The sequence below is a fragment of the Sporosarcina soli genome, from assembly GCF_042655805.1.
Taxonomy (GTDB): domain Bacteria; phylum Bacillota; class Bacilli; order Bacillales_A; family Planococcaceae; genus Sporosarcina; species Sporosarcina soli.
Window position 1 is genome coordinate 553,077 of record NZ_JBHSNO010000001.1, and the last position, 21,389, is coordinate 574,465.

A 21,389-nucleotide genomic window follows, 5' to 3' on the forward strand; every position below is an offset into this window, starting at 1 on the left:
ACTTCATAACCATTTTCTTATTATTAAAGCGAAACTAAGTAGTTACGATTGAAGTAAGAAACTGCCTCTAGAACGTGTTTCCCTTCCTGTTGTTCATACCATCGTGCGAGCCATGAGGTGAAGTGGGCAGCTGCGAAGCTATGCCCGTGGATATTATAGACTTGTGTGTCTTCCGGCAATTCCCGCGGGTATCCGCATGCCGAGAAGTCATAAGGGGCGTTCAACTGCCATTCTGGACGTGGCACTTCTCCTGCTCGTACACCAAAGACGCCGGGATACTTCGCCGGCCACACCAAACCAGACTGCTCATTATATGAAGCAACGATCGCTACACCTTTTTCAATGGCGGACGCACATGCCTCATCGATCACCCGATGGCTGCGATTTACGCCCAGGCTCAGGTTGATAATCTGGACTTGCTTCTCCACTGCCCAGTCAATCGCTTCTGCTAAGACAGTTGGATAACACGCCAACTTTTCATCAAAAATCTTTCCAACCAGAATCTCAGCATCTGGAGCCATGTAGCGTATGACCGCCGTAATCGCAGTGCCATGTCCGAGGTAATCCCGAATATCTTCATGGAGTTCAATCCAACCATCTCGATTTACCCGGAATGCAAGCCCGTCCAGCTCTTGATTGATATGTGAATGATAGATGTTGGCGCCGCTATCAAGAACGGCGACTTTGATCCCTTTTCCTGTAAATTCCATCAGCGGATCAACTCGTTTTGCTTGTTTCACAATACCCATAACGATTCGCCTCCCCTCCTTCATTCCATTGATTCGCCTCGGTCCTCATTTGGACATACGTATCCACTTCCGAAATCGTTCCTTGTTGCACCAGCAACCAACGATCCACCCAATCAATCGAATCCAACCGGTGAGAAATTACGAGCAGCATGCGCCCCTCCTCTGTTCGTTGCCACGTATGCAGCCGCTTGAACAGCTCGCGCTCCAGTTCATAATCCAGTCCGCTCGTCGCTTCATCCAGTATGAGAACTTCGGGTTTCCTGAGTAGCCCGCGGGCAATGGATAACCGTTGTTTTTGGCCGCCTGACAACATTTTCCCTCGTTCGCCGATCACCGTATCATATTGGTCCGACAGCTGCTGAATTTCAGAATGAAGGCCGATCTGCTGGCATACTAGGACAATCTCTTCTTTCGTAATCTGCCTTCGTTCCTCCTGTGAAATGCCGAGCAATAAGTTTTCCATGACTGTATCATGGAGAATCTCTACCTCCTGCGCGACAATGAAAACCTGTTTGCGGAGTTCATCGACAGATATGTCCTCAATCGGTCTTCTCCTAAACAGTAACTCTCCTTCAGACGACCGTTTCAAGCGGACAAGCAGATCAATGAATGTGCTTTTGCCCGATCCACTCGGTCCGACCAGCGCATACGAGTGGCTTCCTTTCAGCGTCAAATCTACATCCTTGAATAAGCGACTATTTTCCCCATATCGCTTCCCGACCGCCCGACATTGGAACAGAGGACCTCCGTCTATTTTTGTCGGAAAGGTCGCATGCGCTTCGTCATCTTCCAGGGGTAGTTGCAAATATTCCATTAATCGATGGAGCGAAACAAACATGTTCTGGAAACGGATATACAGTCCCGCCAATGTTTGCACCGGAGAGAAGAAGCGGCTTAAATACGCCGTGAACGCAAGCAGGCTTCCGAGCGTCATCCTTCCATCAATAACCATCATTCCACCGAGGAATAAGATGATCGATGACATCCCTGTAGTGATAATTCGCGGAATTCCGCCCGCCATGCTCTCTATGATGGCGTATTGCAAGGAATTTTGGTTCAACTGATCGATCTTGACGCCAAGCTTGTTCTTCCGATCTTCCTCCGCCCGAAGTAATTTTATGAGGCGAATCTGGCCAAACGTTTCAATCATATGCCCTTGAATATCACTTTGATTTTCACGGATGTGTTTTGTCTTCTTCGTGATTTTTGGTCGGAAATACAAAAGTGAAACGATGAGCAACGGGAAGATGAACAGCGTTAATAAAAATAACTTCCAATCTAGGTAGATCAGGACGCCGGTGATGAACATCAACGTCAGAACGGACATGCAAAATTGGAGCAGCCCATCAGTCAATGTCCCTTGGACGATATTGATGTCCCCATTTAGCCGTGTCGTAATATCCCCTACCCTCGTTCGAACGAAAAACGAATAGCGGAGCCGTTCAAGATGGAGAAACAGATGAAGCCGAAGCTTTTTAATAATTGTCAATGTCGTTCGCAAATAAATATAACTATTAACAAGCTGTAAAATGGTGCCGAAAACGGTAAGACCAACTGTCAGCAGCAGTATGGATTTTAGTGAGTACTTCGGCTGGATTAGCACGTCATCGATGAACACCTTCGACAAATAGGGATACGATAATTCCAGTGCCGTGCCTATAATGGCAAAGATGAATACGAGAACTAGCACGAAACGATGTGGCGAAAAGAAGGGCCAGAGCCACCGGAGCATATGCCGTTTTCGGTTCATCGGTAATAGCACATATACTTCGATTCACAAAACTCGGGTGTTTTGCGGATGGCGATGGCCCTTTCCTGCACTTTTTTCTTCTCCATCCCTTGGCGCACGGATTTCACAACTTCCGAGACGAGCTGCACACTGGCCAATTTCCGAATGGAATTCGCTTCACGTCCGACGATTTTCAACGAATCGATTCCGAGTGCAGCGATTTCCGGCAATGCGCATAATCCGCATGGACCAAGTGGAATGCCGTGATCTGAAACGGAGGATCCGCAACTATGGGTGAACCAAACAAAATCCTGGTAATCTTTCAAATGGGAGGCCAGTTTTTCCTGCTCTCGCAACGATAACTCACGATTTTCCGCCGATTCGAATTGGAAATCCCAGTTTTGCGTCGCACAGAAAGCTCCGACCTGATTATGTGTAGTAAAACAAAAGCTTTCTTCATACACACAGCCATCATTTAAAATGAACAACTCATATTCAAGATCCCGTCCGCCCACGTCCATGATCTCCGCCATCTCTTCCAGTGATAAGCTGCGCGGAAAAACAATGCGCTCCGCACCAAGCTCACGGTATAAATTGACGCTTTCACTATTCAACGGAGCAGCCAAACTGCTCACATGGATGCCGGCATCTGGGTAATGCGCTTTGATGGCCATCATCAAACCGATATCACTGACAATGAAAGCGTCCGTGCCACACTTATATGCCTCGCCGATAATATCAAGCAGTAATGGGATCTGTTCCTGCGTATAATACGGTGCATTCAAAGTCATGAACACTGGAATATTAAAGGAATGCGACCTTTCGATTAATTTAGCAAATTCTTCTACAGCTGGGATACTGGCCTGTGTCGCACGTCGGTTCATCCAGACACCGCTCGTAAACGAACGGATCCAGTCGGTCGGGATGAATCCAGCATAAAATTCTTCTGCGCCATTATGGACGAGCATCTCCACTTCTTCGATCTGGCTGATCGGTGCTAATACTTTCAATTGGTTCCCCTCCTTTTACACCGGTATTTTGGGACTGACGATCAAACGGTCCACCTGCATGTCATCCGCCCAATCGAGGACATTCCCAACAAGTTCTTCGGTTTGCTGATAAAAGGCCGAATTCCCTTTCTGCATCGTCCTCACTGGTAATTGACCGAGCTGCTGCCTTGTATTTTCCATTTGGGCAATGTAGTGGCAGCATTGCTGCTTGCACTGGATATCGCCTTGAAACTTTTCCTCCCGCGGCTTGTGCAATGTACCGACAAGACAAGAGCGTCCCGTCGCGATAACGCCGTATCCTAAGTAAAGCGATGTCGCCAACCCTTCCCGATCCACCGACTTTTCGATTGGCTGGATGAACGAATCATATTCGATTCGTTTGACTTGCAAACGTTCCAAGAACTGCCTGAAATACGGCGTCTCAAACGAAGAATTCATAAAAACAGATTTCGCCCGTTCAGGTGCGTTCTTTTGATTGTATAAATGGGCGACGCGCGGGTCGCGGATCATTTTATTCAAAAGGCGCCCGATGACGATTTGGAGATTCGGGTATTTCGTGGCGACTGTATAGGACATGCCCCAATCGTTGACGACTACTTCCACCGCGTCCTCTCGTGAATCAAGCCATTCAAAGATGGGAATAAGCAATTTCATACCATTTTCCGGTACATACGGGGTAACAAATGTGAAAGCGTAACCTCGTTCTCTCGTATACTCATATGCTTTCTGGACATCTGTCAGCTCTGCAATTCGATACTGACAAAATTCTGATCCAAAATATAAACGATCCGGTTCTGTCAGCTGAAATTTCCGTTTGATGTTCTCTTCCAAGATTGCTATTGTTTCTTGCTCCATAGGGGAAAGTCTCTCTCTGTTTTCCAACAGAGAAAGTTGCTTTGCATCCTGGACAGCGAGCGCCAACTCCATATCGCTTCACTTCCCATTCATTGTTTTATTTGTACAACACGGACATCCATCGCATCTGTTTTCAGATCGACTGTTCCTCTATACTCCAATGTTTCTGCATCATAGAAATTGACATCAGGACCTCCTCCTCCTGCATAAATCGTTTTTCCATCACCACTTATGTTGAAGCCATAAGACGTGCCTAACTTTGTTTTAATGACTTTATCATGTTTCAATGTCGAGAGATTGGTCTTGGCAAGCATGTTCATGCCTCCATATGCCGTTTTCCGATCTCTTGAAATGATCCCTGAGAAAAAGCCGATCGGTTCTTCCTTATACTCGATTCTTTCCACATCGCCCGTTTTCAGATCCCATGTAACAAAGCCTTCCGTCGTCTCGCCTGTTTCTGGATAGTACACATAGTTGACTGTAGCTGCTAGATTATCAGTCTCTTGATCACGCGGCCACAGTAAGAGGTAGTTGCTGCGGCCGGCACTCTTATCATCAGGATCAAACAACTCGTAATGCAGTGTCAACGTATCTTGCTCAATGTCATATTCATATAGATCCCTGCCCCAAACAGCGATTTTGCTGCCGTCTTCATAAAATTGCAGCACGTGGACACCGTATGGAACTTCAATCTCCTTGACAATTTCTTTCTTTTCTATATCCATGACGAGGATGGCAGGAGGCAATGTTTTCAATTCTGTTCCTTCAACTATTGAGCGCATCGTCATAGCATAAAGCAGCTTGCCTTCCGGATCCACAGTCATTCCATAGATGCGGGAACGATAGTTATCTTTTGTAAAATCTAACTCATCAATGACAATATTTTTCACCGTGTCAATGATAGCAACTTTTTGCCTGATGTCCGTATTAACGAATAATCTATGCCCATCTTTCGTAAACACAATATCCCTCGTCATACCGGTTACCGGAATTTCCGTTACTTCCTCCGTTTCCGGATCCACAGCAAAGACATATTCATAACCAGTGAGATAAAGCATTTCTTTCGTTTTCCCAGTTTCTTTGGCAGCCAATACTGAACTATTCAAACTAAATACTAGGAAAACGGCGAGTATAGAAAAAAGCCATGTTCTCTTCACTATGCAGCCTCCCTTCTAATTAGCATGGCAATCGTCAAGCGGCAGTCCAGCGATCCGATCAAGGAACGTCGGATTGTCTTCCATGACTTGTACATACGCCTTTAGCGCAATGGTGTACCAGCGATACATCCAGTTGCAATAATGAAGATTCGGTGCCGTAATTTCCCCTTGTCGCTCCTTTGCTTCGTAATAGCAGCCACCCGAGCAAGTATGCTTTAGCGGACAGCGGGAGCATGTCGTCTTGTTGTCTACATGCAGCGATTCGAGCAACGTCTTCTGGAATCTCCGGTCCACCCCTTCATAGATATCTCCCATTTTGTACTCATCCTGTTCATTAAAACGATGACACAGAAACAGGTCCCCCGAAGGACTGACTGCATAAAACCCGATCCCAGCACCACATCCATAGCCTTTATTGACACCGGTGTGCAATTCCACGAGAACATTCACCAAGTTGGAAAAACCAAAATAACGATCCATCTTTGCTTCTTGGACAAAAATCTCTGTAAGTTCTTCAAATTCATCCAACAGGCGAGAAAGCTCCGGCTTATTCAAAATAAAGGCCTCGTCCGTTTCGGAAACCGGTGCGAACCCAACTTCATGAAATCCCATTTTTTGAAGATGCGTGAACGTCTCTTTCACGTGAGGGAAATCTTTTGTCAATGTAACCCGAGCAGCGACCGGTTTCGTATGGTGCTTTTCAATCAGCTTGCGGGCATTTTTATTGACCATTTCATAAGATCCGTGGCCAGATTTGAACGGTCGCCATTTGTCCTGAGTATTTTCATCTCCATCCATGCTAACCGACACGCCGATATTATGCTCGACGAGGAAATTGATGCGTCTCTCGTTCAATAGCGTTCCGTTAGTCGTCATGGAAAAATCAATTTGTTTTCCCGCCTGCTTTGCCGCTTTCTTCCCATATTCAACAACATGGGTCAACAGTCTCCAATTGAGCGTCGGTTCTCCCCCGAACAATATGACAGAAACGTTTGGCGCGCCTTTGGATTCTTTGATAAGGAAATCGATCGCTTTTTCCGCGGTCGGCTCATTCATCGTTTTCATCGGAGCCCCATATTCACCACCGCCGGCATAACAGTACGTACAGCCAAGATTGCATTCGTTCACCAGATGAAAAACAAGTGTCTGGATCGGTAATTCACCTTGCGGAACTCCAGGTGTCCGGCTATTCTTCCCTATACCGTCATTTAACCGGATGACTTCTTGCTGTAATAACTCCTCAATTGCCGACTGGACTTCCTCCTTCCCATATTGTCCGCCCAGTTGCTTCTCGACTTCGCATAACGATCTGGAGCCGCTTTTCAATAATTCCAAGATTGATTTGCCCAGGGGTGAAATTTCACTAATAAAGCCGCTGAGTCCCTGAAACACATATGATTTGCCTTTGACTTCGAAAATGAGCTGATTTGTCACGGATAATTGATCTGCCGTTTGTATAATAGGAATCACCGCTTTCTATTTGATATAGACATAGTCCGGTAGTGTAATAAAGAGTGTCCCCTCTCCAGTCATTTTTTCTTTGGTGGTCGGATCCTGGTAGCTTGCTTGAACAGTAACGTATCCCGTATTATTGGACGACCAAGTCCGTTCGGGATTCGGACCGCCTTGTCCCGGAGTGAAAAGCCCGGAGTCAGCATCGATCTGGCCAACGTATTTCAGATCATCGTTTTTCTCGTTCTGCTCCTGAAGCTCCCATTTGACGAACAGTGGACCGATCTCTTTATGATCCGTAGTGTAGCCAATCGCTTCAAACTGAACGCTCTGCTGATAACCGGTATAATTCAATCGTGCCAATCCTCTTTCCGGCAATACTTTAATGGAATCTACTTTGTCGAATGCTATGATTTTCACGGGTTGTCCGCCGTCTTTTAAATCTAGCATCATTTCGCCTGTTTCTTTCGCCGTGACCGTAACCCAGACATCGTCGCCATCCTGCTTTTCGACTTTATCGACAACTAGGCCATCAGATGCAACAAAACTATCAGTCGTCAGCTGGTCAGGCAATTTTGCGCCAATAACATGGATTGTTTCTGTTGTGCCTGTTTTAATGGAACTTGGCCATGAAGCCAAAAGTGCTGTTTTATCCGCTTTATAGTACGTTTCGTCTGCAAATTTCCCCTTATCGTTTACTTCGTTCCACCGACCCTCAATTTTCTCGCCGTCCTCTTTTACATTAAAGACACCCCGGATTTTCACATCCCCGTCACTCAAACTACTGCGCAATGAATAGCCTGCATATTTCCGAACGTTTCCTTCAGAGGTCTTCTCTTGTTCATCAGGCATGAATAATGTTCGTTTCTCATAATACATATCTTCCTTTTTTGAAATTTCCGAGTGCCCGCTATATAGTCCGCTTCCCGGCTGACGGCCGACAATCCTCCATGTGCCAGCGATCTCATGATCAGTCTTTTCGTCTTTCCATTGCTCCCATTCATCCGTACCATACGGATGGATACTTGCCATATAGGCGAGGATTTGATCTGCCTCTTCTTCCCATTTCACCGTCCGCATTTGGTAAATCATGGCTGGGCTCATCCCGATGTGGAAGTCTTTTAATTTCATCCACTCGTCTTCGGTACGGTACTGTGCAAGAGACCTTCCTCCGGCATGGCATGCGATACAGGAACTTTCAATCTTGTTGTACTCTTCCGTAACCGGTTCGATTGTTGAGCCACTTTCTGTTAGCCAGTACAGTACTTTTTCTGTTTCTCCCGGCGCTAATCCGTTCTTATCGCTCAGCTCCTGAACAATAGCCGCTTTTTCTTCATCCGTTATCTGAACTCCCCACATCGTCTGCATGCGAGTAATTGTGTCCTGCCATCCTTCCGGCGTTTTGCGGATATCACTAATCCGTTCCACTTTTCCGTTTTCACCAACGGCATGGCATGTTAGACACGAATTCTGGAATGTCTCGCTCCATTCTTCATTTGCTAAGCTAAGCCCCGGTGCCCGCGCTTCCTCTTTTGATTCGTCCTTACTTTTCTGCGAGTCATCTTTCGTGCAAGCGGTAACAATTACGAGTACAGTAAGCAATAGCAAAATAACACCAAACATTGTTCTTTTATTTCGAAACACTCGGATCCCCCCTACCCATCGATAAACTTTAATTTTTGCCAATCCCGCACGGCTGCTGGACAATCCTGATGCCATTCCGGATATTTCGACAAGCCGTCCGGTACTTGCGCTGCCCACCAGCAATCTCCGTAACAGCCATAGAGATCGCGCTCCATCGGCTGGCAAAGGCCGAATACGGAAACCTCTGAACTATCCGCCTCCCATCCCGGGTCAAAAACTGTTGTACAACCAATTGGTAATTGAAGACCTTCCACGTCCATTTTTTCTCCTTCATTAATTCGCTTCATAGCCATTTTCCCTTTGCGGTTCAATGGTTTACTATGCTTCATAGGCCACCCTTCCTTTCTTAATGAAAGCCTTAATAAGTCTGAGAATATCAAGATAGAGTAAAATGAAAGCAAATTCAAAGTAAAAATAAAGTAAAAATAAACTCTTTTCAGAATTAAATAACATTGTTATACTACGAGATAAAGCCCTATAAATATTAATTTTTATTAAAAACGTATCGCCATACCTAACAGGATTATTCTGCTGCTGATTTCAGCACGCATCTGTTGACTAATGAAATAGAAAAATTAAGGTGAGATCCAAATAAAGGGGTCGAAATGATGAATAAATCTACCATTCTGCATGTGGATGACGAACCAGAAATTCGTGAACTGATTGGTCTTTATTTAAAAAAAGAAGGGTATAACTTCGAAGAGGCGAGCAATGCACAGGAGGCGTTGGAAAAGGTGAGGTCAATCAATCCGCAATTAATCTTGCTGGATGTGCAGCTCCCTGATCTGGATGGCATCGAAATTTGCCGAAGGATTCGTCAAGAGACGAACGTGCCTGTACTTTTTCTGAGTTGCAAAGACTCGGAAATTGATAAAGTCATCGGATTGAGTGTCGGTGGGGATGATTATATCGGCAAGCCTTTTGGGATGAATGAATTAATCGCACGGGTGAAAGCCCATTTGCGCCGTTGTTATGAATCACAATTGCTCGAGATTCAAGACATTGACGCAGTAGAAACAAATGTTTTCAGATCAGCTTCCATCCTTTTGGACAGCAGCCGGCACGATTGCTATATTCATAACAAAAAAGTCCATCTTTCCTCCAAAGAATTTGAGCTTTTGCAATTTTTCATGCTTCATCCTTTTCAAGTGTTGAGTGCAGAACATTTGCTAGAGCGCGTCTGGGGATACGAGTCGAATATCGATACGAAAACAGTGACGGTCCATATCGGGAATTTACGGAAAAAACTTGGGGAAAACCCGAAAAAACCAAGTGTCATTCTAACTCTTCGAGGGGCAGGGTATAAATTCAATGAGTCTGTTCAAAAAAGCTAAATCGCTATTTTATAATTTTTTTTTACATTCAGAGGGAGAATGCTATGGACTTTACTTCTCCTTTCGCTTATTCCGCTCGTTATCATTACCTACTTCATCATTCAAAGTACAAAAAACTCCATCACGATAACGGGAGAGAATATTGAAAAAGATGTCATCGAGCACGTCCTTTATTTATATAAAGAAAATATTAACAAGCAAGCAAATGCGACGAGCATTCAGTTGGAAGGATATAAAAAACAAATGCTGCAATTGCGTGCGACTTTAGAGGAAGCATTTGAATCTTCCATTGTGCCGCCCGGCTATTCCCTCCACTTACAACAAGATGTTGGCGGTATTTATTGGGAGTCAGTTAAAGGGGATTCCTCCAATTCAGGAACGACTGCCTCCTATCCCTTAACGGCGGAAACAGTGGAGCGCCTCAAACAGACAAAAAGCATTGAAGGGGCGATGAAACAAATCGTCAAAAGCAATCAAGCCATTGCCGCAGTTTATTATATTTCCCCAACCTCGGCGTGGCGTATTTACCCGGCAATGGATGCGCCAAAGGAAATTATGGATGGCTTTTTAATGGCGGAGGTCGATTTTACGAAAGAGGCTTTTTATACTGCTGCTGTGAATGATTCCGCAAATAGCAACACGGTCGGTTGGACGGATCCGTATATTGACCTGACTCACCGGCATGAAATGTTCTCCATTGCAGTTCCTATTTTGGGTCGCAACGGGGACCAACTCGGCATTTTGGGCGCGGACATAACGACACATCGCGCCTTAGACCATTTACTCAATATGAAATTCAAAGAAGAATCCGCCTACGCCATATTACTGAACCAAAATAACGAATTTATCGCCTTTCAGGACAAAGCGGAGACCGATCTAACTTCCTTGACGAAAGAGGTCCGACAAAAAATCTCAGAGGACGAACAGCCCATTCTCCTATCCATCAACGGAGTGAATAAGATCTTCCTGTCCTCGACAATCGATCATACCGGTTGGAAATTGATTTTCGCTATCCCTGAAGGAGGGATTGTAGATCATATTAAAAACCTGACCGACCGGCAATTAACAGCCCATAAGCAATCGATTTTCAACCATATGCGCAACATGATGATGTTCACATTGCTATTCACCCTTTTGTGTTCAATTGCCATTTGGAGGAATTTCACGAAGCCGGTCCGAGAAATCCTAGGCGGAATCCGTTCCTTTCAAAATGAAAATTTCAAAACGGAGATTCCTCAACAATCGCTCCATGAGTTCAACTTGGTCAGCCAATCCTTCAATTCGATGAGTCAGCAGATCAATAAGTTGATCGGCAATTATCAGACATTGAACAGTCAATTGGAGGAAAAAGTGAAGGAGCGCACCCAGCAGTTGGTTCGGCTAAACATCTCACTCATTGAAACAAATAAAAAACTGCAAGAGACAGAGCAGCAGCGAAAACTACTTTTCGCCAATATTGCGCATGACTTAAAAACACCGATTACGCTCATTCATGGTTATATAGAAGCGATTCAAGATGGGGTGATCAGCGAGGATGATTTTGATCTGTATTTCAACCGTATTCAGAACCATTTGGCCTCCATCAACAACTTAGTCATCAATGCTTCCGAACTGAACCGAATAGATTTGAAAGAGCAGCCTTTTCATTTTCAACGAGTAGATACTACGGCGTTTCTCCAAGAGATTGAATCTAATTTTATCAACTATGATACGATTGAATTTGATATTGAACCGGACTTGCCTCATATTGACATTGATGTGCATTATATTGAAAGGGCTCTAATGAATCTGATTAAAAATGCACTCAAATATTCAGACCCGGGCGCGCGGATCGTCATTAAGGTGAGGCAACGAGATAGCCATGCGGTCATTACCGTTCAAGATGAGGGTTGGGGAATATCAGAAAATGATTTGCCTTATATTTTCGACCGTTTTTTTCGGGTAAGCAAAGTCAGGAATTCCAACAAGCCTGGAACAGGGCTCGGCCTTTCCATCGTTCAAGAGGTCGTTAACGCACATGGCGGCACCATTGTGGCACATAGTAAATTAGGTATCGGGACGGAATTCACACTCACTTTACCCTTCCCATTGAAATAAAGAGCGACAGCCGGCGAACAAGTTTTTAACATGCTGAGAGCTCGATTGGCCTCCTATAATTAAAAGAGCCATCATAGAAAATCACAGCCCCTAGTAGTATCGTTTTCAACCATTTGATACCATTATTTCAACCGGGTAATACTATCCAAAAAGTATTACCCGTATTCGTCGTGTCAACACCAATTTCCCCTTGATGTCGTTCGATAATTTCCTTTGAAATGGCAAGCCCCAATCCAGAACCGCCGGTCATACGGCTTCGTGAAGCGTCAAGTCGGTAAAACCGGCTAAATACGTTTTCTCTTTCCATTTCTGGTATTGGTTTGCTAGGACCTGTAACCGAAATATGGTAATCCTTCCCTCGCTTTTCTCCTGCTACTAGAATGGTGCCATCTCCCTCATAATAGCGGATAGCATTTTCCAACAAATTGCTAATGACCTGTTGGATTCCGACGACATGGATATCTACCTTACACGGTTCAATCTCAAGGCGAATCGGAATATTCCTTTGTTCCAATGTCCTTTCAAACATCGCGACGCATTGATGGAGGATAGTTTTGATTTCATGGGTTTCCTTTTCAACAATCGATTGGACGGATATGTAATCCCATTCTTTCAATTGTTCCAGTTGCTCAAGCATTTGGGACAATCGGTTCGATTCCTGATACAGGGAGACAAATAGTGCTTGATCTCCTCTTATATCTCCATCTTTCAATGCTTGCAGATACCCATTCAAATTCGATAAGGGCGTTCTGATTTCATGCGATACGTCAGTAACGAGCCTGTTCCTCTGCTGTTCATTCATCTCTAACTGTGCAATAAGCTCATTATATTGGAGAGCCAATTGACCAATTTCATCATTTTTATAAACGTTCACTGGATCAGGATAATGACCCTGTTTCAACTCTTTCGTAGCTTGGATCAAACTTCGGATTGGTTTGATAAAGCGTTTGATTAGATAAAAATGAAGGACACTTCCCGTAAAGATTGCTATGATGATCAAGATCCATAAGTAGTTAAAAAGCGTACGATTGAATCGTTGCTGCCGAAGCGTATCCAAGCCTCCCACTTCTGCCGCTAGAAAGCAGGCGGTATGATAAATCGCCCAACCACTTAGGGCAGTTATCGCTACGACAACTATCACGTTCAAAAATGTTAAGCGCCATAGAAACCCCGCTGGTATGAGTCGGGCTAAGCGCTTATTTATTCGAGACAAACTTATACCCCATTCCCCGAACCGTTTGGACGCGCTTCGGTTTCGATGGATAATCCTCTATTTTTTCACGAAGTTTTTTTATATGTGCGTCAATGGTACGATCCATTACACTACTTTCCATGTTCGGGTGAATTTGCTCCATAAGCTGTTCACGTGATAGTACTATATCCGGATTTTGCATGAAATAATACAATAAATTAAACTCATATTTTGTTAGTTTCACATCTTCACCGTAAAGTACAACTTTCCTTTTTCTTGGCATGATACATAATCCTTTATAGACAATTTTTTGACAGAACTGTCCCGTACGCCGAAGAACCGCCTCAACTTGCGCAATCAGTTCATTGGGGTCAAATGGCTTTGTCATATAAGCATCTGCCCCTAATTTTAAGCCTGTAATCCGATCATCAATTCGCACTTTCGCTGAAAGCATAATGACCGAAACCTCATTATGCACTTGCTCACGAATCCAGTTACAGAATTCTTCACCACTTACCTTGGGAAGCATGAGGTCCAATACGATTAAACAAGGCCGATGTGCTAGAAAAACTGTCTTCGCCTCTTCCCCATCACTTGCTTCCACCACTTCATAGCTGTTTTTCTTTAAATAGATACCGATCAGATTTCGAATCATTTGATCATCTTCAACAACCATAATCGTTTGTTTCATCACGAATCACCTCTATTCCTAGTTTACTCCACAGAAACAGCCTATTGCATCATTTCAAACTGCTGTACCATGAAATCATAATTCATTGCACCTAACGTGACAAATTGAATGCGCCCATCCGAGTCAATCATATAAGTAGTTGGATAAGCCATCACCTGATATTCGTTTGAGACGGCGGATTCGTCATCCAAAGGAATTGTCAATGTCAGGTTCAACTCGTCTATAAACTTCTGAACATTCCCGGGATCTGATTCTGTTTCAGATAAATTCACAGCCAATATTTGTACATCCTTTTTTTCCTGAAACTTTTGCATATCAGGCATTTCGGCGCGGCATGGCGGACACCATGTTGCCCAGAAGTTCAGCATGACGCGTTGTCCTTTATAATCCGACAACCTTACTGTCTCGCCATCTAATGTCTTCAGTTCAAAATCCGGTGCTAATTGACCTTTACGAATTCCAACTTCATTGGATTCAATCGCTTTTTCTCCGATATTCGCATTTTCATATTCGGAGGTATTTAGAGCTTCGCCTTTATCAGATGAATTGACAAACTCAAACACAGCCCAACCAAGCATTACCCCTACAATCAACAAAAGTATTGCCTTTTTCATTGACCATTCCTCCCGTTCTCATCCTAATTTTTCAAACCACGTATCTTGCACTAACTTTAGTAGAAACTCGGTGATGCGTGGCATTTGACCAGTAAATAAGATCAAACCCATCAGAATCATGATAATGGCACCCGTTTTCATGATCACTTGACTATGACGAACAATCCATTTGGTCGATCCGAGGAAAAACGTTAAAATAAGAAATGGCAATGAAAAGCCAATCACATACATCACCGTATACAAGATTCCTTGGCCTGGATCACTTGCAGCCAAAAATAAGATGGAACCGAATATCGGACCGATGCAAGGCGTCCATCCAGCAGCAAACCCCATTCCGACAAAAAAAGTGCCTAAATAGCCAACAGGCCTTTTAGTGGATTGGAAACGCTTTTCTTTCATGAGCAATGAAATATTGATCCAACCACCAACAAAAAGGCCCATGAAGATAATGAAGACGCCGGCTAAACGGTGGATCAGCAGTCCTGAATCACCGATTAATAACGTTTGAATCCATTGACCCAAAAACGAAGCACCGACACCTAAACCAATAAAAACAAGTGAAATACCTAACAAAAAGAATACAGAATGGCTCAATAATTTACTGCGTATTTTAACGCTTTGATTTCCCTGCAGTTCTTTTACACTGATGCCTGTGATATACGATAAATACGCAGGAAAAATCGGCAACACACAAGGGGATAGAAAAGATAAAGCACCCGCCCCTATCGCCAAAAACATTCCCACGACTAATATCGTATCCGTCTCAATTCCTCCCATTCATTACACCTTCCTCCATTTTTTTTAACGTAAGTATTGTTAAACAAGCGATTAAAATGAAACCCAAAAACCATGGGGATATTGTATAGCCGAAGACCATCGTAAATGGCATACTTAAAGCCACTCCTAATGCACCTAGTGTCCAACCGACTAACAGGATGAGATTGAATCGATCAATTGCTATCCGATCACGGATCACGATGACCACAATAATAAGAACAGCAAGTAATCCCATATATCTGATTGAATATGTATTGTCATTCCATACGATTTGAATGAATTCATAAACAAACGACGCGATTAAAAAGACATAGAGAAAAGCATTTAAAAATGGAGGGATTTTAATTTTTTGCCGTTTGGATTTGATTGTGATTGTAAGCACGCTTGCAAAAAACGCTAAGTAAAATGCAGTTGAATTACTTGGGTAGGCTAATATTGACAAGGGATCCTTGATAAAGACAGAAAAGTTTAAAAGAATTTTCCCAACCCATATATAAATAACAAAATTCATCAGTTGCTCCAAAAGTTCTCCCACATAAGTTTTCTTTTTATCCTTTGCTAAATCACTTACGAAGTAATAAGTGAAAAAACCCACAGCCAAACTTAAAATGATCATACCGACGGACAATTGTGTACTTGACATAGCCAATGTGAACCCCCTAGACAAAAATTGCTCACTGTCAACAATACTAAAGGTTTATGAAAGTTTGATGAAAATGGACAATCATTCAATTTAATTAGCTGCATCAAAAAAACGACTCAAATGCATCGTTTAGAGTCGTTTTTGATTTGCTGTATGAAATTTTCCGGTCAAATAGTTTCACTTCAACCCTGTTCCTTCTCAGGTTTTTGACCGACAAACTGAATCACATGTGACAGTCCATTATGAAGTTCACCTTCATGGCGGGTAACCTCTCCCATGAAAAAATGAACGATGCGCCAATCAGCAAAGACTTTCAAAAACTCTTCCGGCTTGTATAGAAAATCCAGATCTTGTGGTCCGCCGCTTTTATAAGGGATCTGGTAATGTGAATAGACCTCTGTCAATTGACCACTCCCACAGCTAAAGCAATGGGATTCTTTTTCGCAAACATTTCACTTGCTCTTCTCCATCTGAGAAGGCAGAGGCGAAACTTGGGCGAACAACATTCGAAAGAACTCCTCTCTCGAAAGGGCAAGGTCTGTGCCAACTACGCCGTCCGTTCGGCGATACGTTTCACTTGTTTCGGCAGATCGTTGGGATGCTTTATTTTTTGTCTGTCTTCGAACGATAGATGCCTTTTTAACCAAACCGGTTGCTTATAGACAACCGAGAGGATGGTTTTGGCAGCCATCGGATACTTTTTACGTGCGATGTTTTGCGCACCGTTGATATCGCGATGGATTTCTGTTTTGTGAACAGAACAGCTGAAGTTTCTTCCGGTTGCTTGATGGCGTCCATGACAAAACGGGCAGTCTTGCGAAGTATAGCTTTCTTCCGTTTCTTTCACTTGTATACCTTTTAATTGTGCTTTATAGGTCAGCTTTTGTTTTATTTTTCCTTGATTCCACAAGGAGAGTTGTTGACGCCGCGTTCGTCCTTTTTTTCGAGGACCTTTTTTCTTGGTATTTTTTTCAATACCCGAAACGTCGCCAATGACTAGATGGGTCACTTGTTCTGCTTCTAAAAAAGCAACGATTTCTTTCGTTGTTTGATGTTCTAACACTACCAATTGATTGGCGGTTTTTTGCCGGATTCGTGCTCTGGCTCGCTGGTATTTTTTCCATTGACGGGATCCTTTTTTACAGCGAGACATTAATTTACTCAATTCTGCTAACGTTTTTGCACGAAATTGCGAGATGCTACGCATTGCTCGTCCCGATACTAATAACGCTTTCTCTTCCGTTGCGACCGTCACTGCGTGAATTTCGCCTAAATCTGCTCCGGCGGCTTTAAAAGGATACGTTGAAATGTCCTTTTTAGGCACCGCAATGGCATAACAGAACCAATACGCCCCATTTCGCCAAACAACTTCAGCATAATTGCAGTTTGCCAAGTTTTCTTTAGAAAGATTCGGGAACTTGACGGAGTGATTTTTCTTCGGAAATTTTTGATGCCAATCTTTCTTTTTATTTTTCGTTAGCAAAGCTGGAAGGTCCAGTTCGTATGTGACTTTTTTAATGGCGATCGTTTCAGCCGAAATATCCATAGAGGCTTTTTTCAATGGAATGCAATAATACCGTTTTTTTCGCCATGGGTATTTGGCTTTCTTGTCTGTCTTTCGCAGTTGACGGATCGTTTCCCGATTCGCGACATACTTATCCGCGATCGCTTGAACCGTTTGGGAATGAAGCTGATATGTTTGTTTACGAATGGATTGAATGTCGGTTTTACTTAACCATTTACGAAATGAGAAATAATAGGAAGTAGCTTCTCTCACAATATCATTCCAAACAGCAGCCGCTTCTCGCTGCATATCTCTTAACTCTGCATATAGTTGTTCATCATAAGGAATTTTAAAAGAATGAGTGACAAACAAAGATTTCCCTCCTTCCTATTTGTTTGAATAGTTCAATTATAGCGAACATACGTTTTTTCAGCAACTATTATGTGGTACAAAGAACGAAAAAGTCGAAACATTGACCTATCTAAAGATAGACCCGTTTCGACCTCACTTTCATCTCACCTCTAAAGAACTGGTCTTTCTTGTTCGGAAAATCGGTAATAACCACCTGGCTTTACAGCTTCCTTTACACCTTCAAGGGTTTTCTGCCGAAGTTCTGATGGGAAGTGACCAAAGATGCATACAATAGCGTCCCAATCCTCTTCACTCCATTGCGCTTCATTTAAATCAACAAGTTTTGTCGAAGCAACTACCTCTCATTCATCCGCGAGCTTATTTGTTTTGGCTAGCCCCGATTCCGCATAATCCCACGTCGTGACGTTCAACCCCTGCTCTGCCAAACAAACCGCATTCCGACCTTCCCCTTCGGCTATGGCTAAGACATCCCCGGAAATCTTGATTTTCTCTTGAAATTCCGATAAAAAAGCATTTGGTTCCTTTCCATAAACATAATTCGTTGTAATAAAACGTGTATTCCAATGGTTCATCTTTTCATCATCCTTTCTATAGAGTTTTTGTATTTGCCATTAGACACGGTACTCATCTGATTTCCATTGCTAAATTTCTTTTATTTATAAAGCACTATATACCCCATTTGGTATATAGTGCTTCTTTCTAGTTATTAAATGGTGTTTTCTATTCGTCTCTTCTATCTCAAAGAAACTTTCCCTTGCACTTCAATGACCACACCAGCTTTTTTCAACAAATTCCCGACTTCACAACCTTTATCTGCTCCTTCTATCGCTCTTTCTGCAGATTGTACGTGATTTTCTGTTGCATCCGCAGCTAAAACGATTTGTGGAGCATGCGCTATGTTAAACCCTTTATCGGATATAGAAGCCTCCGTATTTATTGTAAGTTCTACTACAGGTAGTTTTCTAGTTTCGAGCATATAAGTAAGCGTTGCGATATAACAAGTTGTTGCTGAAGAAACGAGTAACTCTTTTGGATCTGTCCCTTCCCCACCGCCTCCCAAAGCTGTCGGAATAGCAACGTCCGTTTCTAGATAATCCGCTGTAAGTGTACCTTTTCCAGTTTTTCCACCATTCCAAACAATATTCAAGTTTGTTTTTAATTCAGCCATCGTTAACAGTCCCCCAATAAAATTAATATTCTACAATCTACGAAGTTCTCCTATACCTATTAGGGTATAAAGGTTTTCAAAAAACTCACCTTACTACCCTCGCCAAGTAAGCATGCCGCCTTTTACATTTGTCACTTTTGCAAATCCTAATTTCTTCAATATCTTACTCGCATTTTTGCTTCTCATCCCACTTTGACAAATGACAATCACTTCTTTATCCTTTGAAAGCTCCTGACCCGCTTTTTGAGAAAGTTGGTTGAGAGGGATATTTTTAAAGCCTTTAATATGATTCCCTTTAAATTCACCCGGTGTTCGGACATCGACAAATTGCTTTTCCTTATTACGTAATTCCTCTTTTAAATCAGTTGTTGAGATATGTCGCACACCTTTTGTAGGTAAAACACGCTGTAGGATGAAAAACAGGAAAAGTGCAATAATGACGTAATTGAAAAATTCCAAATCCAACACCACCTCTCTATACCCATATAGGTATTTATTTAATTAAAAAAATTAACCTTTTTATTCAGAACTTCTTTTACCCTTACCCCTACAGGTATATTAATTGCTGAAAAGAAGGCTGTCAACCATTAGATCTTTATCTGCTTTTTACAAGCAAGTTGACAGCTTCCTTAATGAGTTCGTCCGTTTTTACCCCATTTTGTTCAGCCTCTTGAACACATTCAACTAAGTTGGAACTGACAATCACCCCTATTGTTCGATCTACTGCGGAGCGAACAGCGGATAACTGCGTAATGACCTCTTTACAATCTTTGCCTTCTTCCATCATCTTCAAGATTCCACGAAGTTGCCCTTCCATGCGCTTGACTCTATTTTTCATTTGATCATTGTATTCCATGAGTATTCACCTCCACTATGCTGTTATTCTTGATGAGATTTACAATCAGTTCATAAAAAATGACATTTTATACTTTGTGCATCAAAAAAGCCTAACACCATTTTATACCCTTGCAGGTATATTGTCAACATCGGACACTGAAGCTGCTCACAATGGTTGATGTGTATGAAGTCGAAATCCCCCATTCTTATCAAAATGCATTATTTATTAATGACAATCGACAACTTATAGTTCACGTGCTTATTTAAATTTTCTAGGAATTGATCCAGTTCTGCATTGGATGGAAATTTGCATTCGAGAAGATAACAACCATCCCCACTGATTTTATAGTTGTGAATTACATAGGGTTCTTGTGTTTTTAAGAATGACAGGTACGGTTGATGGTAAATGCCTTCTGTCATGATCGTGATAAAAGCATGAGTAACATACCCTAACTTGTCTTGATTAACTTGGATGGTATACCCCTCAATCACTCCGTTATCCTCTAGTTTTGCAACCCTCGCTGAAGTGGCTTGTCCGGTCAAATGGACTTTCTCACCTAATTCTTTCATTGTAATACGGCTGTTTTTAGATAGTTCATCTAAGATAAGCAGATCCGTGTCATCCAACATTTTTTCAAATCCTTTCAATAATCAAGTCAAACTGTAAAAAGACTTGATTTTTCCTCTGTATCACCTAATTGCCCATAGTATAAACTATACCTGAACCAAAGGAAAGAGGAGATGTTATTATGGATATTCAACTTATTCGAAATGCTACACTCGTAGTACAATATGCTGGGAAAAAGTTTTTAATTGATCCTATGTTAGCAGAGAAAGGAGCTTATCCACCTTTCGGACCTCAAGCAGGATTTCCCCCTGCACCAAGACAAGATCAAAACAATCCTTTAGTTGGCCTACCAACGTCTATTGATAATATCGTGTCCAATCTTGACGCTGTCATTGTCACTCATCTCCATTTAGACCACTGGGATGATGCGGCTATAGAAGCATTGCCAAAAGATATTCAATTGTTTGTACAAAATGATGAGGATGCATCAGTCATTCGAAACGCCGGCTTCACTAATATTGAGATTTTACAAGAGAATACAGTGTTTAAAGGCATCCAATTCATTAAAACAAAAGGTGAGCATGGGAGAGGCCCACTAGTAGAACTTGCCGGACAAGTATGTGGGGTCGTCTTCAAACACCCTGATGAAAAAACGTTATATCTAGCTGGGGATACGGTTTGGTATGCTGCTGTTCAACAAGTGATTGAAACGCATAAACCAGAAGTCATTGTGGTAAATGGCGGAGACAATCAATTTCTGGAAGGCGGTTCACTCGTCATGGGAAAAGAGGATATCTATGAAGTGTATAAAGCTGCCCCAAATGCAAAAGTTATTTCAACCCATATGGAAGCGGTCAATCACTGGACATTATCAAGAGAAGAATTAAGAAACTTTACGAATGAAAAAGGGATTTCTTCTAATGTATTAGTGCCAGATGACGGCGAATCTTACACATTTTAAGCATGAAACAGACAGAAAAAATAACATTTCTGTCT

The 21,389-nt window shown here is 42.7% G+C and carries 21 protein-coding genes and 2 pseudogenes; 3 read left to right on the plus strand and 20 right to left on the minus strand.

Features of this window, described 5'->3' with window-relative positions; genetic code table 11:
- Window positions 1-23: 23 nt before the first annotated feature.
- The 8 genes from ACFPRA_RS02695 to qhpC form a co-directional block, all read right to left on the minus strand.
- Window positions 24-749, minus strand: coding sequence for a S8 family peptidase (locus tag ACFPRA_RS02695; RefSeq protein ID WP_381430337.1), 726 nt, complete (start codon window positions 747-749; stop codon window positions 24-26).
- Window positions 718-2,499, minus strand: coding sequence for an ABC transporter ATP-binding protein (locus tag ACFPRA_RS02700; RefSeq protein ID WP_381430339.1), 1,782 nt, complete (start codon window positions 2,497-2,499; stop codon window positions 718-720). Before ACFPRA_RS02700 ends, ACFPRA_RS02695 begins: the two co-directional genes overlap by 32 nt.
- Window positions 2,496-3,488 (minus strand): peptidase U32 family protein, encoded by a 993-nt coding sequence (locus tag ACFPRA_RS02705; protein ID WP_381430342.1) that lies wholly within the window; start codon window positions 3,486-3,488, stop codon window positions 2,496-2,498. The genes ACFPRA_RS02700 and ACFPRA_RS02705 overlap by 4 nt, the downstream gene beginning before the upstream one ends.
- 15 nt (window positions 3,489-3,503) lie before the next feature.
- Window positions 3,504-4,415 carry a hypothetical protein gene (locus ACFPRA_RS02710; RefSeq protein ID WP_381430345.1) on the minus strand — a complete coding sequence of 304 codons (912 nt, stop codon included), beginning with the start codon at window positions 4,413-4,415 and terminating at the stop codon, window positions 3,504-3,506.
- Between the two features lie 17 nt (window positions 4,416-4,432).
- Window positions 4,433-5,500 (minus strand): quinohemoprotein amine dehydrogenase, encoded by a 1,068-nt coding sequence (locus tag ACFPRA_RS02715; protein WP_381430348.1) that lies wholly within the window; start codon window positions 5,498-5,500, stop codon window positions 4,433-4,435.
- A 15-nt stretch (window positions 5,501-5,515) separates the two neighbouring features.
- Entirely contained in the window at window positions 5,516-6,835 is a 1,320-nt protein-coding gene (locus tag ACFPRA_RS02720; protein WP_381430351.1) for an SPASM domain-containing protein, read from the minus strand.
- Window positions 6,836-6,976: 141 nt separating this feature from the next.
- Complete coding sequence (peaA, locus tag ACFPRA_RS02725) at window positions 6,977-8,596, minus strand: quinohemoprotein amine dehydrogenase subunit alpha (protein ID WP_381430354.1); 1,620 nt, start codon at window positions 8,594-8,596, stop codon at window positions 6,977-6,979.
- A gap of 11 nt (window positions 8,597-8,607) precedes the next feature.
- Window positions 8,608-8,925, minus strand: coding sequence for a quinohemoprotein amine dehydrogenase subunit gamma (gene qhpC, locus ACFPRA_RS02730; protein WP_381430357.1), 318 nt, complete (start codon window positions 8,923-8,925; stop codon window positions 8,608-8,610).
- Between the two features lie 279 nt (window positions 8,926-9,204).
- Between qhpC and ACFPRA_RS02735 the strand changes: the two genes are divergently transcribed.
- Window positions 9,205-9,930 carry a response regulator transcription factor gene (locus ACFPRA_RS02735; RefSeq protein WP_381430360.1) on the plus strand — a complete coding sequence of 242 codons (726 nt, stop codon included), beginning with the start codon at window positions 9,205-9,207 and terminating at the stop codon, window positions 9,928-9,930.
- Window positions 9,931-9,969: 39 nt separating this feature from the next.
- Window positions 9,970-12,027 (plus strand): sensor histidine kinase, encoded by a 2,058-nt coding sequence (locus ACFPRA_RS02740; RefSeq protein WP_381430363.1) that lies wholly within the window; start codon window positions 9,970-9,972, stop codon window positions 12,025-12,027.
- Window positions 12,028-12,154: 127 nt separating this feature from the next.
- On the opposite strand, the gene ACFPRA_RS02745 is transcribed toward ACFPRA_RS02740, so the two are convergent.
- From ACFPRA_RS02745 to ACFPRA_RS02800, 12 genes and pseudogenes are all read right to left on the minus strand, one after another.
- Window positions 12,155-13,240 (minus strand): sensor histidine kinase, encoded by a 1,086-nt coding sequence (locus tag ACFPRA_RS02745; RefSeq protein ID WP_381430366.1) that lies wholly within the window; start codon window positions 13,238-13,240, stop codon window positions 12,155-12,157.
- Entirely contained in the window at window positions 13,224-13,910 is a 687-nt protein-coding gene (locus tag ACFPRA_RS02750) for a response regulator transcription factor (RefSeq protein WP_381430369.1), read from the minus strand. The genes ACFPRA_RS02745 and ACFPRA_RS02750 overlap by 17 nt, the downstream gene beginning before the upstream one ends.
- 41 nt (window positions 13,911-13,951) lie before the next feature.
- Window positions 13,952-14,524 (minus strand): TlpA disulfide reductase family protein, encoded by a 573-nt coding sequence (locus ACFPRA_RS02755; protein ID WP_381430371.1) that lies wholly within the window; start codon window positions 14,522-14,524, stop codon window positions 13,952-13,954.
- An 18-nt stretch (window positions 14,525-14,542) separates the two neighbouring features.
- On the minus strand, window positions 14,543-15,301 hold the full coding sequence (locus ACFPRA_RS02760) for a cytochrome c biogenesis CcdA family protein (RefSeq protein ID WP_381430374.1): 759 nt from the start codon (window positions 15,299-15,301) through the stop codon (window positions 14,543-14,545).
- Window positions 15,288-15,944, minus strand: a complete 657-nt coding sequence (locus ACFPRA_RS02765; RefSeq protein ID WP_381430377.1) for a hypothetical protein — start codon at window positions 15,942-15,944, stop codon at window positions 15,288-15,290. The genes ACFPRA_RS02760 and ACFPRA_RS02765 overlap by 14 nt, the downstream gene beginning before the upstream one ends.
- Before the next feature lie 182 nt (window positions 15,945-16,126).
- Window positions 16,127-16,348 (minus strand): annotated as a pseudogene (locus ACFPRA_RS02770) (SAM-dependent methyltransferase); the annotation flags it as partial.
- Window positions 16,349-16,491: 143 nt separating this feature from the next.
- Window positions 16,492-17,820, minus strand: a complete 1,329-nt coding sequence (locus ACFPRA_RS02775) for an RNA-guided endonuclease InsQ/TnpB family protein (protein ID WP_381430380.1) — start codon at window positions 17,818-17,820, stop codon at window positions 16,492-16,494.
- A gap of 182 nt (window positions 17,821-18,002) precedes the next feature.
- A pseudogene (locus ACFPRA_RS02780) lies at window positions 18,003-18,392 on the minus strand (SAM-dependent methyltransferase); the annotation flags it as partial.
- Between the two features lie 161 nt (window positions 18,393-18,553).
- Window positions 18,554-18,988, minus strand: coding sequence for an OsmC family protein (locus ACFPRA_RS02785; protein WP_381430383.1), 435 nt, complete (start codon window positions 18,986-18,988; stop codon window positions 18,554-18,556).
- Between the two features lie 93 nt (window positions 18,989-19,081).
- Entirely contained in the window at window positions 19,082-19,447 is a 366-nt protein-coding gene (locus ACFPRA_RS02790; protein WP_381430386.1) for a rhodanese-like domain-containing protein, read from the minus strand.
- Window positions 19,448-19,583: 136 nt separating this feature from the next.
- A complete protein-coding gene (locus ACFPRA_RS02795) occupies window positions 19,584-19,844 on the minus strand; it encodes a metal-sensitive transcriptional regulator (RefSeq protein ID WP_381430389.1) in 261 nt (86 codons plus the stop codon).
- Between the two features lie 200 nt (window positions 19,845-20,044).
- Entirely contained in the window at window positions 20,045-20,455 is a 411-nt protein-coding gene (locus tag ACFPRA_RS02800; RefSeq protein ID WP_381430392.1) for an Lrp/AsnC family transcriptional regulator, read from the minus strand.
- Between the two features lie 119 nt (window positions 20,456-20,574).
- Between ACFPRA_RS02800 and ACFPRA_RS02805 the strand changes: the two genes are divergently transcribed.
- Window positions 20,575-21,354 carry an MBL fold metallo-hydrolase gene (locus ACFPRA_RS02805; protein ID WP_381430395.1) on the plus strand — a complete coding sequence of 260 codons (780 nt, stop codon included), beginning with the start codon at window positions 20,575-20,577 and terminating at the stop codon, window positions 21,352-21,354.
- Window positions 21,355-21,389 lie beyond the last annotated feature (35 nt).

Bases quoted from the DNA above. Each gene is read 5' to 3' on its own strand.
- ACFPRA_RS02800 (WP_381430392.1), bottom strand. From the start codon at position 20,455: ATGTTGGATGACACGGATCTGCTTATCTTAGATGAACTATCTAAAAAC.
- ACFPRA_RS02750 (WP_381430369.1), bottom strand. From the start codon at position 13,910: ATGAAACAAACGATTATGGTTGTTGAAGATGATCAAATGATTCGAAAT.
- ACFPRA_RS02700 (WP_381430339.1), bottom strand. From the start codon at position 2,499: ATGAACCGAAAACGGCATATGCTCCGGTGGCTCTGGCCCTTCTTTTCG.
- ACFPRA_RS02695 (WP_381430337.1), bottom strand. From the start codon at position 749: ATGGGTATTGTGAAACAAGCAAAACGAGTTGATCCGCTGATGGAATTT.
- ACFPRA_RS02785 (WP_381430383.1), bottom strand. From the start codon at position 18,988: ATGGCTGAATTAAAAACAAACTTGAATATTGTTTGGAATGGTGGAAAA.
- ACFPRA_RS02765 (WP_381430377.1), bottom strand. From the start codon at position 15,944: ATGTCAAGTACACAATTGTCCGTCGGTATGATCATTTTAAGTTTGGCT.
- ACFPRA_RS02755 (WP_381430371.1), bottom strand. From the start codon at position 14,524: ATGAAAAAGGCAATACTTTTGTTGATTGTAGGGGTAATGCTTGGTTGG.
- ACFPRA_RS02760 (WP_381430374.1), bottom strand. From the start codon at position 15,301: ATGGGAGGAATTGAGACGGATACGATATTAGTCGTGGGAATGTTTTTG.
- ACFPRA_RS02710 (WP_381430345.1), bottom strand. From the start codon at position 4,415: ATGGAGTTGGCGCTCGCTGTCCAGGATGCAAAGCAACTTTCTCTGTTG.
- ACFPRA_RS02740 (WP_381430363.1), top strand. From the start codon at position 9,970: ATGCTATGGACTTTACTTCTCCTTTCGCTTATTCCGCTCGTTATCATT.
- ACFPRA_RS02735 (WP_381430360.1), top strand. From the start codon at position 9,205: ATGAATAAATCTACCATTCTGCATGTGGATGACGAACCAGAAATTCGT.
- qhpC (WP_381430357.1), bottom strand. From the start codon at position 8,925: ATGAAGCATAGTAAACCATTGAACCGCAAAGGGAAAATGGCTATGAAG.
- ACFPRA_RS02805 (WP_381430395.1), top strand. From the start codon at position 20,575: ATGGATATTCAACTTATTCGAAATGCTACACTCGTAGTACAATATGCT.
- ACFPRA_RS02795 (WP_381430389.1), bottom strand. From the start codon at position 19,844: ATGGAATACAATGATCAAATGAAAAATAGAGTCAAGCGCATGGAAGGG.